The organism is Streptomyces sp. NPDC053493 (assembly GCF_044544825.1).
GTDB lineage: Bacteria > Actinomycetota > Actinomycetes > Streptomycetales > Streptomycetaceae > Streptomyces.
The window spans coordinates 450,945-464,680 of sequence record NZ_JBITXS010000004.1 but is presented as its reverse complement, the minus strand read 5'-3'; the positions used below and the strand labels follow the sequence as shown (position 1 = coordinate 464,680).

Below are 13,736 nucleotides of genomic sequence, written 5' to 3'. Positions count from 1 at the left end.
GCGTCAGTAGACGCGGGGGGCCATCACATGGCCCTCCTGGTCCTCCGGGCCGAGCAGCAGGCAGCGCGGCACTCCCGGGCCCGGGGTCGCGCGGACGCTGACGGCGATCGGCGGGTCGCCCGGCAGCTCGACGTGGACCGTGACCGGGCGGTCGTCACGGGTCGTGGCGTGGGCCGTCTCCTTGCCGTCCACCAGGATCTCGACTACCGGGGTGTGGCCCGTCTGGACGGTGGCGCTGATCGAGTGGCCCCGGTAGTCGATGTGGAAGTGGTGCCGCGCTCTCATGACATCGCCTCCGCCCTGGCAGCCTTCCTCCAGCGTAGGCCGATGTCAGGAGACGGCCCATGCCAGGAAGCCCATGAGGACGAGCCCGCCGCAGATCCCCAGGTTCACCGCCTTGTACTCGAGGAAGACCGCGACGAACTCGCGGATGGTCGCGCTCGGCCAGAAGTACGCGGCGGTCGGCGAGCCCACGACCTGGCCGTTCACTCCCGCCTTGCGGGCGAGCAGGGCGGCCCGGAAGGCGTGGAAGTTGTTGGTGACGATCACGCACTCGGAGCCTGGCCGCTCGGCCTCCATCAGGGCCTTGCTGAACAGCATGTTCTCCTCGGTCGTGCGCGAGCGGTCCTCGCGGACGATCCGGTCGGCCGGGAAGCCGCGCTCCACCAGATAGTCCGCCATCGCGTGCGACTCGGGCAGCTCCTCGTCGGGGCCCTGCCCGCCGGAGGTGATCAGCAGCGGCGTCCGGTCCACCTCACGGCGCTCGGCGAGCGTCCCGTACACCTCGCGGCCCCGGTCGAGCCGGCTCGCGAGCAGCGGTGGGACGCGGCGGCCGCCGATCAGGCCGGAGCCGAGGACGACGACGTAGTCGGCGTCGCGCCGGATGCGCATCCGGCCGTAGAGGAAGGCGTAGCCGACGAAGCAGAGGAAGAGGAAGGAGACGTAGGCGAGGACCATCACGAGGGTGCCGACGACGATGCCGAGCACCGTGGAGTGGGTGACGACGGCGGCCGCCATCAGGCCTATGACGCCGAAGATGCCGAGGCCGGCGAGGAGCGAGAGCAGGTTGGCGGGGCGTCTGCCCTCCTTGCGGACCATCTTGACGCCGTTGGCGCACAGCAGCGCGGCGAGCGCCACCGGGCCGAGAGCGAGCGCGAGCAGCAGGACGACCGTCACCGTCACGGCGATACCGCGCGGTGCGTCGTCGAGGCGTGCGAGCAGGCCGAGGCCGAAGAAGGTGACGGCGAGGCCGAGATACACCGCGTTGCCGAAGCGGCGCCGGTCTCGCAGCACACCGGCTCCGAACAGCAGCAGGAAGACGGCGGCCACGGCGTAGGCGATCATGCGGTCATCGTAGACATCGGCCGTGACGCCGCCGCCGGTTTTCCACAGGCCCCGGCGCCGGATCGGGAGCGGTTCAGGGCCCGTTCGGGGTCGGTACGGGGTTGGTGCGGGGTCGGGTCAGGGTCCGGCCCACGGGGCCCGGTCCGGGTCGGGCCAGGGGGGCCCGGTGGGGGCCCGGTCCGGGTCGGGTCAGGGTTCGGCGGCGAGGGCCGGCAGGCCGCGCCGTGCGCCCTCCTCGTAGGCGCGGCGCAGTTCGCCGGCCGAGAGGTAGCCGCGCAGGGCGGTCTCGCTGCGTTCGCGGGCGGGCGCGCAGAAGTGGGCCGGCTCGTAACCGGTTTCGAAGGCCGTGGACCGCAACAGATCGACGGCGCCCAGGAGATGGGCGGCCGCGGCGGGACGGCCGCGCAGGATCCGCATCTGGGCGAGGAGTTCGGCGGCGCAGGCGGCTCCGGTGACGTTGCCGAGCCGCAGATGGCCGCGCAACGCGCGCGTGGCGTGGTCGGCGGCGCGGGCCGCCTCGCCGTCCCAGTAGAGGAGTTCGGCGCGGGCGTACTGGGCCCATCCGTCGGCCCAGACGTCCCGTCCGGCCCAGCTGTGCGCGGCGGCGCGGTCCAGGGCCTCCTGGGCGGCCTCGGGATCGGTACGGATCAGGGCGAGGGCCAGCGCGGTCCAGCACAGCTGGCGGGTGGGCCCGGCGTCCGGACACTCGCCGAGCACGTCGAGCGCGTCGCGGAACTCGTCCGCGGCCGCCTCCGTCCGCCCCTGGTAGAGGGCGGTGGCGCCGCGCAGATGAGCCAGCATGCCCAGGCAGCGGTCGTCGCCCTCCCGTACGGCCGCCGCCCAGGCCTGGACGAGGAGCGGGTCGGCGTCCTGGGGCCGGCCGGCCTCCAGCTCCAGGTAGGCGGCGAGCCACAGCGCGCGGGCCGGGGCGGCGCCGGGCAGCAGGGCGAGGGCGTGACGGAGCCGGGCGCGGCCCTCGGTGACCCGGCCGCACGGCACCCACAGGAACCACAGCGCGACCGCGATCTCGACGGCGGCGGCCGCCTCGGCGCTCGGGGACTCGGGCGCGGTGGTCGGGTCCATGGCGGCGGCCAGGTCGGGCATTTCGCGCAGGGCGAGGGCGCGGGCGTCGAGCTGGCGGCCGCCGTGCCACCAGTCGGCGGCCCGCCGGGCCAGCTTCACGTACCAGGCGCGGTGGTGGAGGACGACGGCCGGGCGTTCGCCGCGCTCGCCGAGCCGGCGGGCGCCCACGGCGCGCATCGGCGGCGGCATCCAGTAGCGGGCCTCGCCGGAGCCGCCGTCCTCGACCGGGAGCAGGGCGAGCGGGGCGAGCCGGTCCAGGACGTCGAGGACGTCGGCGGCGGGCAGCGTCTCCGAGGCACAGACCTCCTGGACGGCCTCGCGCCCGAAGGCGCCCTCGAAGACGGAGAGCCGCTCCCACAGGAGCCGTTCGAGGGCGCCGCAGCGGTCGTAGCCGCGCTCGGCGGCCGCGACCTGGGCGGCCGATGGCTCCTCGTCCGGCTCCTCTTCGAGCCCTTCGGCCCGCCCCCTGTGGGACCCGTCCGTCGCCTCTTCCCGGTCGGGCACAGGCGCCTCTCCCCGGTCCCCCGCCACCTTCTCCGTCGGCTCCTCCGCGCGCGTGTGCAGCCGCAGGCGCGATACGGCACCCGCCAGCGGCCGGGTGCGCGGGCCGACCCGTACCGCCGTCTCGCCCTCCAGGCACAGCGGATGCAGGGCCGTGACCAGGACCGTCAGGTGCGGGGCGTCGGCCGGCACCTCGTGGAGGAGGCGGGCGACGACGGCCGTGCCGCTGCCGCCGAGGCGTTCCCAGCCGTCCAGGACCAGGACGGGCGGCGACGCCGGGTCGGCGAGGCCGCGGCGGAGGCGGGCGGCGAGGGCCGGGAGGTGTTCGGGGCCGAGCCGGCCGGCCGGTTCCCAGCGGGCCTCGACGCCCTCGTGCCGTACCGCTTCCCGGATCAGCCGGGTCTTGGCCGCGCCCGGTGGCCCGGTGAGGGTCACGAGCCGTGCCCCGTCGCGTATCCGGCCGCGCAGTGCCGCGAGTTCCTGGTCCGGTCCCGTTTCCGTCATCTGCCCCTGTCCCACCCGGTGGTGATGCTGTGACTTCCGTCCGACTTCTCGTGGTGGGGCGACGCCTCGGCCGCTTGAATGCATATGCCCCAGGGCAAATCCTGAGGTGCTGGCAGGAATCGGCCAGAGGATTGCCGTGATTCGGCCAAGGAGGGGAATGCAGACCGGGGAATCCGTCCTGGCAGAGGCGGATCTGACGCTGATTCACGCGTTGCAGATCGCACCGCGCGCCAGCTGGACCCAGCTCTCCGCCGTCCTGGGCGCGAGCCCCGACACCCTGGCCCGCCGCTGGGAGCACCTGACAGCCGGCGGCCATGCCTGGGCCGCCTTCCTGCCCCGCCACCCGGGGCCGGAGGGACCGCTGTACGCGTGGGTGGAGGTCGACTGCGCGGCCGGGCGGTCGGAGGAGACCGCGCTCGCGCTCACCGGCGACGCCTGCACCCTCGGCGTGCACCAGGTGACCGGGGACACCGATCTGGTGCTCCTGGTGCGCTGCCCGGGCCTGTCCGCGCTGGACGACTACCTCGTCAGACGGGTGCAGCGGCTGTCCGGTGTGACGCGGTCACGCACTCAGGTCGTCACGGCGATGCACGGCGTCCGCAATCCGTGGCGGCTGGACCAGCTCACCTCGCGCCAGGCTCAGCAGCTGGGCGCCCGGGACCCGAAGGCGCCCCGGCGCCGGCCCTCCCGGCAGCTGGGCGAGCTCGACGAGGCGCTGATCCTGGAGCTGGCCGGCGACGCCAGGCGCAGCGCGGCGGAGCTGGCCCGCACCTGCGGAGCGAGCGAGTCGACCGTACGGCGCAGGCTCGACGCCCTGGTGGGCAGCGGGTCGCTGGTGCACCACTGCGTGCCGGCGCCGCGTTTCTCGGGGCGGCCGGTGTGGGCGCTGATCAAGGCGGACGTGCCGCCGTCCGACATGGCCACGACCGCGGCGGCGCTGTCCCGGATGCGTCAGACGCCTCTGGTCACGTCGGTGACCGGCGGGCACAACCTGGCCGTCGGGGTGTGGCTGCGCTCGGTCCGCGAGTTGCACGACGTCACGGCCGGCATGGGGCGGGCGGCGCCGGCGATCCGGATCGCCGGGACGTCGCTGTCGCTGCGGATCCACAAGGCCGGCGCGCAGGTCCTCGGGCCGGACGGCCGCCGGACCCATCACGTGCGCCCCGACATCCGGCGCGCCTGACCCTGGTGGACCCGACGGGCGGGCGCGCCGTCGTCGGGCTCAGTCCGTCCGGGCCGGCTTCGAGGCCTTGACGGAGTACATCAGCGGGAAGCGAGGGCGGTCGGCGGGGAAGCGGTAGTAGGCGTCCTCGTGCCGCTTCAGGGTGCCGTAGCGCCCGATGAGCGAGACGTCGTGCTCGTGCAGGAACTCGATGCGCAGACCGGCCTTGGCCAGCGCCGTGACGACCTCGCCGATCGGGTGCTGCCACTCGACGCTGACGTTGTGGACGGTGGCGGCCCCGGCGTCGGCGTAGGTGCCGGGCGAGGTGTCCACCCAGACGTCTCTGGTGAAGTAGTCGTTGATCACCCGTGATCCGGTCTCGTCGTCGAAGACGTCGGTGAGCGGATGGAATTCGGAGAGGTAGAGGAATCCGCCGGGCGACACCAGCGACGCGGCGGTCTCCGCCCAGCGGTCGATGTCGGGCAGCCAGCACAGCGCGCCGACGCCGGTGTAGACGATGTCGTACGAGGAGTCCGGCACGGCCTCGGCCGCGTCGTACACGTCGGCGGCGACGAACGTGGCCTGCTCCGGCGTCAGTCCGAGGTCGGCCGCGAGGGAGCGGGCGGCCTCGACGGCGGGCTCGGAGTAGTCCAGGCCGACGACCCGGGCCGCGCCGTGACGCGCCCACGACAGGGTGTCCTGGCCGAAGTGGCACTGGAGGTGGAGGAGGGAGCGGCCGGTGACGTCACCGACCTCCGCGAGCTCGAAGTCGCGCAACGGGTCCTTGCCGGACCGGAATGCCTCCAGGTCGTAGAACTCGCTGGCGGTGTGGATCGGGACCCGCTCGTCCCAGCGGGCGCGATTGGCTTCGTACCAGTCTTCGGGCGGCGTGGATGCGTACATGCCCGGGAGGTTATCCACAGGTTGGGGGCGAGGCGATCGAATTGTCTGCCGCGCGGAGCATCATGGCTGCATGACCGATGAGATCAAGGACGCAGACGTCAAGGACTTCGCGGCGGCGCCCGCCTGGGAGCAGCGGTTCCGCGCGCCGCGGGTCTCGCTGCCCGAGTGGGCGGAGGAGGCGCCGGACCGCTCGCTGTTCGTGTCGAACGCGACGGGGACGTACGAGCTGTACGCGTGGGACCGCGCGACGGGCGAGCAGCGGCAGGTCACCGACCGGCCGAACGGGACGACGGACGGCACGCTCAGCCCTGACGGGCGGTGGGTGTGGTGGTTCGCGGACACCGACGGCGACGAGTTCGGCGTGTGGATGCGGCAGCCGTTCGACAGAGGCGAGGGCGCCGAGGACGGCGCGGGCGGCGCGGACGAGCCGGCGGTGCCGGGGCTCGCCCCCTCCTATCCCGCGGGCCTCGCCCTCGGCCGGGACGGCACGGTCGTGGTGGGCCGCTCGACGGACGAGGAAGGCTCGACGGTGCACCTGCTGCGCCCGGGCGCCGAGGAGCCGGTGGAGATCTACCGTCACCGCGAGTCGGCCGGCGTCGGCGACCTGTCGCACGACGCGAGTCTGATCGCCGTCGAGCACACCGAGCACGGCGACGCGATGCACTCGGCGATCCGGGTGCTGCGCGCGGCCGACGCCTCGGTGGTGGCCGAGCTCGACGACACCAAGGGCGGTACGGAGGAGCTGGGCCTGAGCGTCCTCGGCTTCGCCCCGGTGGCCGGCGACACGCGGCTGCTGGTCGGGCACCAGCGGCGCGGCCGCTGGGAGCCGATGCTGTGGGACGTGGCGACGGGCACCGAGACCGACCTGCGGCTGGACCTGCCGGGCGACGTGTCCGCCGAGTGGTATCCGGACGGCTCGGGGCTGCTGATCGTGCACAGTTTCGAGGCCCGCAGCGAGCTGTGGCGGTACGAGATCGCCACCGGCGCGCTGGTCCGGGTGGAGACGCCGGCCGGGACGGTGTCGAGCGCGACGGCCCGGCCGGACGGCTCCGTCGAGTATCTGTGGTCCTCGGCCGCCCACCCGCCGGTGGTGCGCTCCACGGACGGCTCGGTCGTCCTCGACCCGCCCGGCCCGAAGGCGCCGTCGTCGGTCCCGGTGGCGGACGTGTGGGTGGAGGGCCCCGGCGGCCGCGTGCACGCCCTGGTGCAGCGCCCGGCGGAGGGCGAGGGCCCGTTCCCGACGGTCTTCGAGGTGCACGGCGGACCGGCTTGGCACGACAGCGACGCCTTCGCCTCCGGCCCGGCGGCCTGGGTCGACCACGGATACGCGGTGGTGCGGGTGAACTACCGCGGCTCCACCGGCTACGGCCGGGAGTGGACGGACGCGCTCAAGCACCGGGTCGGCCTGATCGAGCTGGAGGACATCGCGGCGGTCCGCGACTGGGCGGTGGCCTGCGGTCTCGCCGACCCGGAGCGGCTGGTCCTCGCCGGCGGTTCCTGGGGCGGCTATCTCACCCTGCTCGGCCTCGGCACCCAGCCGGACGCCTGGGCGGTCGGCCTCGCCGCGGTGCCCGTCGCCGACTACGTGGCGGCGTACGAGGACGAGATGGAGGCCCTGAAGGCGCTGGACCGCACGCTGCTCGGCGGCTCGCCCGAGGAGGTGCCGGAGCGGTTCGCGGCCTCCTCGCCGCTGACGTACGTGGACGCCGTGAAGGCCCCGGTGCACATCTCGGCCGGCGTCAACGACCCGCGCTGCCCGATCCGCCAGATCGACAACTACGTGGACCGGCTGGCAGCCCGGGGCGCGGTGCACGAGGTGTACCGGTACGACGCGGGGCACGGCTCGCTGGTGGTGGAGGAGCGGATCAAGCAGGTCAGGCTGGACCTGGACTTCGCGGAGCGGCATCTGAAGAAGGGCGGCGCGGCGCGGACGTCGGGGACCCGGGAGGAGGTGGTCTGAGCGGCCTTGCGTACCGTGGGGGTGTGTACCGGTTCCTGAGAACGCCCCGCTGGTGGGGGATCAACGTCTTCGTCCTCCTCGCCATCCCGTTCTGCGTGTTCATGGGGACCTGGCAGCTGGGCAAGTTCGAGGACCGGGTGGACTCGCACCGGGAGGCGGAGCGCCGGCCGGACCCGTCGACGCAGCGCGCGGAGGCGCTGGACGCGCTGCTGCCGGTGGACACGGAGACCTCGGGCCGGATCGCACGGGCCAGCGGGCGGTACGGGGAGCAGTTCCTCGTGCCCGGCCGTGAGCTGGACGGCCGCTCGGGCTCGTACGTGCTGACACTCCTGAGGACCGACGGCGGCAAGGCGCTGCCGGTGGTCCGGGGCTGGCTGCCCTCGGGCGGCCGGGCACCGGCCCCGCCGACGGGCGAGGTCACCGTCACGGGCGCGCTCCAGGCCTCGGAGAGCCCGGGCTCGAAGGGCGTCCAGGCGGCCGGCGGGCTGCCGCAGGGACAGCTCGGCATGATCAGCGCCGCGTCGCTGGTGAACGTGGTGTCGTACGACGTCTATGACGCCTGGGTCACCGTGACCGACTCGCCCGCCGGGCTCACGCCGGTGCCGGCGACGGCAGCGGCGGGCACGGGCCTGGACATGAAGGCCTTCCAGAACCTGGGCTACACCGCCGAGTGGTTCGTCTTCGCCGGCTTCGTGGTCTTCATGTGGTTCCGCCTCCTGCGCCGCGAAGCCGAGGCCTCCCGGGACGCCGCGCTGGGCTTGTAGGCCGGGAGGTTTGGCGGGGCGCCCGCGCCCGCCGGCCCGCCTGGGGTTGGCCCGCGGTCCGTCGGGGCCTGGCGGTGGGCCCGTGGCTTGGGCCGGCCTGGCCTGGGGGCCCTGTGGCCCGCCGGCGAGCCCTTGCGGTGCCTGGGGCCCGTGGCTCGCGCCCCGCGGTCCCGCGACCCGTGGCCGTCCGCCGAGCCTTTGCCTGCCTGGGGCCCGTGGCCTGGGCCGGCCCCGCCTGGGGCCCGTGGTCCTGGCGCGCCCGCCGGGCCCTTGCGGTGCCTGGGGCCTGTGGCCCTGGCGCGCGCCCGCGGTCCCGGGCGGCCCGAGGCCCCGGAGGCCCGCCGGTCGCTGGCGCTGCCTGGGGCCCATGGCCGGGCAGCCCCCCGCCGCGCCCACCCGCGGCCTCACCGGCGCCACCGCCTGGCCCGCCGGCCCGGCGCCGCCGTTCAGGAGGCGTCCAGGACTCCCGTGCGGTAGATGGTGCCCGCGCAGGCGTTGGGGACGGTGGCGGTGGCGGTCGGGCCACCGGCGTCCGCGGTGTGGGTGACCTCGACGCTGCCGTCGGCCGGGGTGCCGTCGGTCACCAGTTGGGTGGTGGCGGTGTTGTCGGACGGGCCCGTGCCGGCCGACCCGCCGCCCGCGCCGGTGCCCGTCGTCGGGGACGGGGTCGGGCTTGGCGTCGGCGTGGTGCCGGTGGTGGGGCAGGTGTCGCTGGGGACCCAGGCGAACCGCACCTCGTAGGCGTTGTCCGGGGTCAGCAGCAGCGAGGCCGACTCCTGCGACGGGTCGGGCAGCCCGCTCGCCGCGTCACCGCTGCGGTGATCGACGACCGTGATCTTCGACGCGTCGGCCGCGCCCCGGGCCGTGAAGGCGACCCGCCCGGCACCGCCGACCCGGCAGTCGCGCTTCGAGACGTTGGAGATGCGGAAGGAGCCGTAGACCTTCCCGGTGGCGTCGGGCGCGCCCGTCTGCACCGTGCTGACGCCCAGTTGGGCCGCCTCGCAGACCGGCTGGGAGGCCGGGACGCCGGCCGGCGTGCTCTGGCCGTCGGAGCCCTCGCCCGGCCCGGTCGCCGAGGCGGTGGGCTTGCCCGCGCCCTCGGCCCCGCCCTGGCTGGGCGCAGCGGTGCCCGGCACCGGCGTGGCGCTCTTCTGGCCGCCCTCGATGCCGGTCTCGGTGCCCGTGCCGCCCTGGGCCTGCTCGCCATGGCCGGCGTTGACGGCCTTGTCGGTGCTGATCCCGTCGGAGGAGGCGACGTGCACCAGGGCCGGTACGGCCGTGCCGACGAGCACGATCGCGGCGGCCATGCCGACGACCGCCTGCCGCTTGCGGGCCCGGCGGACGGGCACGGCCCGGCGCAGGTGCTCGAGCGCGCCGTCGGACGGCTCGAGACCGGACACCGCGCCCTGGAGCAGCCGCCGCAGCGCCAGCTCGTCGGGCGTGCCGGTCTCCGGCGCTTCGTTCACCATCCCGCGTCCACTCAGGTCGTTCCGGTCGTCGTGCTCGCCGTGCCCGTCCGGCCCGGCGTCGAACGGCCCCCTCATGACGTCGCCTCCATGGCGACGCGCAGGGCCGCGATACCGCGGGAGCCGTAGGCCTTGACGGAGCCGAGGGATATCCCGAGGGTCTCGGCGACCTGCGCCTCCGTCATGTCGGCGAAGTAGCGCAGCACCAGGACCTCGCGCTGGCGCCGCTGGAGCCCGCGCATGGCCTTGATGAGCGCGTCCCGCTCCAGCTGGTCGTAGGCGCCCTCCTCCGCGCTGGCCATGTCCGGCATGGGCTTGGACAGCAGCTTGAGGCCGAGGATGCGCCGACGCAGCGCGGAGCGCGAGAGGTTGACGACGGTCTGGCGCAGATAGGCCAGGGTCTTCTCGGGGTCGCGCACCCGGCTGCGTGCCGAGTGGACGCGGATGAACGCCTCCTGCACCACGTCCTCGCAGGAGGCGGTGTCGTCGAGGAGCAGCGCGGCGAGCCCGAGCAGCGAGCGGTAGTGGGCGCGGTAGGTCTCGGTGAGGTGGTCGACGGTGGTGCCCGCAGCCATCGTGTCGTCAGCGCCCTCGCGGGGCGCCGGGATGCCGATGGCGGTGGGCTGTCCGGCCGCCGGCTGACCGGTCGACGGTCCGGGCTGCTGTCCTGCGGGTTGTCCGGCGGGTTGCCCGGTGGGCTGTCCGGCTCGGCGGGTCCTGATGGGCACGGGCGCGATCACCGGCATGCCGCCGACCGGGCGCGGCCGCCTGAGCGGGCGCACCGCGGTGCTGTGCAGCGGGATGACCGCCGCGATGTCGAGTACCTCTGCCACGCCTGTTGGACACGCTTCCCCCCGTCAGGGTTGTACGCGTACGCCACCGTTTTTGACGGTGCGTCGTTTGCCCTCATGCGTACCCGTTCTCCCCGATGCCCCGCTGGTGCGGCGTGCTCCGCAACACATCGTCCTGGGTGCACGCGAAGACGCTCCCGCCCCGACCACTGGTTGCGGAAGGGAGGGAAGAGCATCGTCGTCCAGGACATCTGACCTGATCAAGAGGCTGCCGACGCCGATTTGCTCACAGAGTGTTCACAGATCCTACAAACATGAGCGGTGCCGCGATGCCGATTTCCGGACAGCGAGGGGAACTAGCGAGGGGAACTACGGACGACGTTCTCCCCCGGAGCCGCCCACGGTCCGCTCCGCGACCTGGTCCGCGACCCGTTCGGCGAGCGGTTCCGCGACCTGTTCCGCGACCTGGTCCGCGACTTGTTCGGGGACCTGTTCCGCGTCCCGTACGGCGACCTGTTCCGCGATCTGCTCGGCGATCTGTTCCGCGATCTGTACGGCGTTCAGCGCGGCTCCCTTGCGCAGGTTGTCGCCGCACACGAAGAACTCCAGGGCCCGCTCGTCATCCATCGACCGCCGCACCCGCCCCACCCAGGTCGGGTCGGTGCCGGCCACGTCCGCCGGCGTCGGGAAGTCGCCCGCCGCGGGATCGTCGTACAGCACCACCCCGGCGAGGTGGCCAGGATCTCGTGGGCGCGGGCGACGGTGACCGGCCGCTCGAAGCGGGCGTGCACGGAGGCGGAGTGCCCGGTGACGACGGGCACCCGGACGCAGGTGGCGGCCACGCGCAGGCCCGGCAGGCCGAGGATCTTGCGGGTCTCCTCGCGGATGCCCAGCTCCTCCGTGGACCAGCCGTCGGCCGCGGGCTCGCCGGACCAGGGCAGCACGTTGAGGGCGAGCGGCCCGGGGAAGGGCCCGGTGCGGTCGCCGACCGCCCGTCGTACGTCTCCGGGATGGACGCCCAGCTCGCTGCCGGTGACCAGGGCCAGCTGGTGGCGCAGCGCGGCGGTGCCCGCCCGGCCGGCGCCGCTGGCGGCCTGCTGGGCGGTGACGACGAGGTCGGTGAGCCCGAACTCGGCGTGCAGCGCGCCCACGGCGACGATCAGGGCCAGGGTGGAGCAGCCGGGGCTCGCGACGATGCCGCGCGGCCTCACCCGTACGGCATGCGGATTGACCTCGGGAACCACGAGCGGCACGTCGGGATCGGCCCGGAAGGCCGTCGAGGTGTCCACGACCACGGTGCCCTTGGCGGCGGCGATCGGCGCCCAGCGCGCGGCCACGTCGTCGGGCACGAGGAAGAGGGCGAGGTCGGCGCCCTCAAGGTTCTCCTCGCTCAGCGCGAGGACCTCGCTCTCCACTCCCCGTACGGCCAGCTTGCGGCCGGCCGAGCGGGGAGAGGCGAGGAGGCGGATCTCGCCCCAGACGTCCGCGTGGTGCGAGAGCGCCTGGAGCAGCACCGCGCCGACGGCCCCGGTCGCTCCCACGACCGCGAGCGTCGGCCCGGTGCCTAGCGGCGCAGCGGGCTGCGGCACGTCACCGGCCGGTGCCGCCGTAGACGACGGCCTCGTCCGAGTCGCTGTCCAGGCCGAAGGCGGTGTGGACGGCGCGCACGGCCTCGTTGACGTCGTCGGCGCGGGTGACGACCGAGATGCGGATCTCGGAGGTCGAGATCAGCTCGATGTTGACGCCCGCGTCGGACAGCGCGCGGAAGAAGTCCGCGGTGACGCCCGGGTTGGTCTTCATACCGGCGCCGACCAGGGAGATCTTGCCGATCTGGTCGTCGTAGCGCAGCGAGTCGAAGCCGATGGTCGACTTCGTCTTCTCCAGGGCGTCGATGGCCTTGCGGCCCTCGGCCTTGGGGAGCGTGAAGGAGATGTCCGTCAGGCCCGTGGAGGCGGCGGACACGTTCTGCACGATCATGTCGATGTTGATCTCGGCGTCCGCGACGGCCCGGAAGATGGCCGCGGCCTCGCCCGGCTTGTCCGGCACGCCGACGACCGTGATCTTGGCCTCGGAGGTGTCGTGGGCGACACCGGAGATGATGGCCTGCTCCACCTTCAGATCCCCTGTCGGTTCGTTGCTGACCCACGTGCCCTGCAGCCCCGAGAAGGAGGAGCGGACGTGGATCGGGATGTTGTAGCGGCGTGCGTATTCCACGCACCGGTGCAGCAGCACCTTGGAGCCGGAGGCGGCGAGCTCCAGCATGTCCTCGAAGGAGATCCAGTCGATCTTCTTCGCCTTCTTCACCACGCGCGGGTCGGCGGTGAAGACGCCGTCGACGTCCGTGTAGATCTCGCAGACCTCGGCGTCGAGCGCGGCGGCCAGGGCGACGGCGGTCGTGTCGGAGCCGCCGCGGCCCAGGGTGGTGATGTCCTTCTTGTCGGCGGACACGCCCTGGAAACCGGCGACGATGGCGATGTTGCCCTCGTCCAGCGCGGTGCGGATGCGGCCCGGCGTGACATCGATGATGCGCGCTTTGTTGTGGACCGAGTCGGTGATGACACCGGCCTGGCTGCCCGTGAACGACTGGGCCTCGTGGCCCAGGTTTTTGATCGCCATGGCCAGCAGGGCCATGGAGATCCGCTCTCCGGCGGTCAGCAGCATGTCGAACTCGCGGCCGGCCGGCATCGGGGATACCTGCTCGGCGAGATCGATCAACTCGTCCGTCGTGTCGCCCATCGCGGAAACCACGACGACCACCTGGTGGCCGTTCTTTTTGGCTTCCACGATCCGCTTGGCGACGCGCTTGATGCCCTCGGCATCGGCAACGGAGGAGCCTCCGTACTTCTGCACGACAAGGCCCACGTGCGCTCCTCGCTCAGTCTCTGCCGCAGTGAACACTGCGGTCGGCTCAGTTTAACGAGCGGGCCGGAATCGCCGACCGTATATCACATCCTGAGATGTCCCGCTCAGAGCGTGATCACGTGACGGAGATTCCGGCCCGTCCCGGCGTCCGCCTGCCCGGGCCGGACGGTTGTACGCGACGTGTGGGCGGCCTCACACGCGGCGGGCCCCGGCCCACGCCCTTCCCCACGCCCTTCTCCGCGCCGCCCTCGCACGTCTCCGCGCCGCCCTCGCCCTTCCCCACGCCCTTCTCCGCGCCGCCCTCGCACGTCTCCGCGCCGCGCTCACGCTCCGTCATGAAAACCTGATGTCCAGGCATGGACACGCCTGGACACACCCCCCGCGCGGCTGTCAGTC

At 73.6% G+C, this 13,736-nt stretch carries 10 protein-coding genes and 1 pseudogene; 3 read left to right on the top strand and 8 right to left on the bottom strand.

The features are described 5' to 3' along the window. Positions 1-3: 3 nt before the first annotated feature. From ACIGO8_RS15485 to ACIGO8_RS15475, 3 genes are all read right to left on the bottom strand, one after another. Positions 4-285 carry a hypothetical protein gene (locus ACIGO8_RS15485; RefSeq protein WP_399729653.1) on the bottom strand — a complete coding sequence of 94 codons (282 nt, stop codon included), beginning with the start codon at positions 283-285 and terminating at the stop codon, positions 4-6. 45 nt (positions 286-330) lie between these two features. Beyond that, complete coding sequence (locus ACIGO8_RS15480) at positions 331-1,344, bottom strand: YdcF family protein (protein ID WP_399729650.1); 1,014 nt, start codon at positions 1,342-1,344, stop codon at positions 331-333. A 189-nt stretch (positions 1,345-1,533) separates the two neighbouring features. Beyond that, positions 1,534-3,432, bottom strand: a complete 1,899-nt coding sequence (locus ACIGO8_RS15475; protein ID WP_399729647.1) for a hypothetical protein — start codon at positions 3,430-3,432, stop codon at positions 1,534-1,536. Between the two features lie 157 nt (positions 3,433-3,589). On the opposite strand from ACIGO8_RS15475, the gene ACIGO8_RS15470 reads away from it, so the two are divergent. Further along, positions 3,590-4,615: an Lrp/AsnC family transcriptional regulator gene (locus ACIGO8_RS15470; protein WP_399729644.1), complete on the top strand. Its 1,026-nt coding sequence runs from the start codon at positions 3,590-3,592 to the stop codon at positions 4,613-4,615. 39 nt (positions 4,616-4,654) lie between these two features. Here the strand turns inward: ACIGO8_RS15470 and ACIGO8_RS15465 are convergent, their stop codons facing one another. Further along, the gene (locus ACIGO8_RS15465; protein WP_399729642.1) at positions 4,655-5,497 is read right to left on the bottom strand and encodes a class I SAM-dependent methyltransferase; all 843 of its coding nucleotides are present in this window, start codon (positions 5,495-5,497) and stop codon (positions 4,655-4,657) included. A 70-nt stretch (positions 5,498-5,567) separates the two neighbouring features. Between ACIGO8_RS15465 and ACIGO8_RS15460 the strand changes: the two genes are divergently transcribed. Both ACIGO8_RS15460 and ACIGO8_RS15455 read left to right on the top strand, forming a co-directional pair. Then, positions 5,568-7,457, top strand: a complete 1,890-nt coding sequence (locus ACIGO8_RS15460) for a prolyl oligopeptidase family serine peptidase (protein ID WP_399729639.1) — start codon at positions 5,568-5,570, stop codon at positions 7,455-7,457. Positions 7,458-7,480: 23 nt separating this feature from the next. Further along, on the top strand, positions 7,481-8,221 hold the full coding sequence (locus tag ACIGO8_RS15455) for an SURF1 family protein (protein ID WP_399729636.1): 741 nt from the start codon (positions 7,481-7,483) through the stop codon (positions 8,219-8,221). A gap of 446 nt (positions 8,222-8,667) precedes the next feature. Here ACIGO8_RS15455 and ACIGO8_RS15450 read toward each other — a convergent pair whose 3' ends face one another. From ACIGO8_RS15450 to ACIGO8_RS15435, 4 genes and pseudogenes are all read right to left on the bottom strand, one after another. Then, positions 8,668-9,765: a hypothetical protein gene (locus ACIGO8_RS15450; protein WP_399729634.1), complete on the bottom strand. Its 1,098-nt coding sequence runs from the start codon at positions 9,763-9,765 to the stop codon at positions 8,668-8,670. Beyond that, complete coding sequence (locus ACIGO8_RS15445; RefSeq protein WP_399729630.1) at positions 9,762-10,520, bottom strand: SigE family RNA polymerase sigma factor; 759 nt, start codon at positions 10,518-10,520, stop codon at positions 9,762-9,764. The genes ACIGO8_RS15450 and ACIGO8_RS15445 overlap by 4 nt, the downstream gene beginning before the upstream one ends. A 327-nt stretch (positions 10,521-10,847) precedes the next feature. Next, positions 10,848-12,067 (bottom strand): annotated as a pseudogene (locus ACIGO8_RS15440) (aspartate-semialdehyde dehydrogenase). Position 12,068: 1 nt separating this feature from the next. After that, positions 12,069-13,340: an aspartate kinase gene (locus ACIGO8_RS15435; protein WP_399729628.1), complete on the bottom strand. Its 1,272-nt coding sequence runs from the start codon at positions 13,338-13,340 to the stop codon at positions 12,069-12,071. Between the last annotated feature and the right edge of the window lie 396 nt (positions 13,341-13,736).

What these genes read in the sequence shown, in the direction of transcription:
- ACIGO8_RS15485 (WP_399729653.1), bottom strand. Translation starts at nt 285, where the DNA reads ATGAGAGCGCGGCACCACTTCCACATCGACTACCGGGGCCACTCGATC.
- ACIGO8_RS15480 (WP_399729650.1), bottom strand. Translation starts at nt 1,344, where the DNA reads ATGATCGCCTACGCCGTGGCCGCCGTCTTCCTGCTGCTGTTCGGAGCC.
- ACIGO8_RS15475 (WP_399729647.1), bottom strand. Translation starts at nt 3,432, where the DNA reads ATGACGGAAACGGGACCGGACCAGGAACTCGCGGCACTGCGCGGCCGG.
- ACIGO8_RS15470 (WP_399729644.1), top strand. Translation starts at nt 3,590, where the DNA reads ATGCAGACCGGGGAATCCGTCCTGGCAGAGGCGGATCTGACGCTGATT.
- ACIGO8_RS15465 (WP_399729642.1), bottom strand. Translation starts at nt 5,497, where the DNA reads ATGTACGCATCCACGCCGCCCGAAGACTGGTACGAAGCCAATCGCGCC.
- ACIGO8_RS15460 (WP_399729639.1), top strand. Translation starts at nt 5,568, where the DNA reads ATGACCGATGAGATCAAGGACGCAGACGTCAAGGACTTCGCGGCGGCG.
- ACIGO8_RS15450 (WP_399729634.1), bottom strand. Translation starts at nt 9,765, where the DNA reads ATGAGGGGGCCGTTCGACGCCGGGCCGGACGGGCACGGCGAGCACGAC.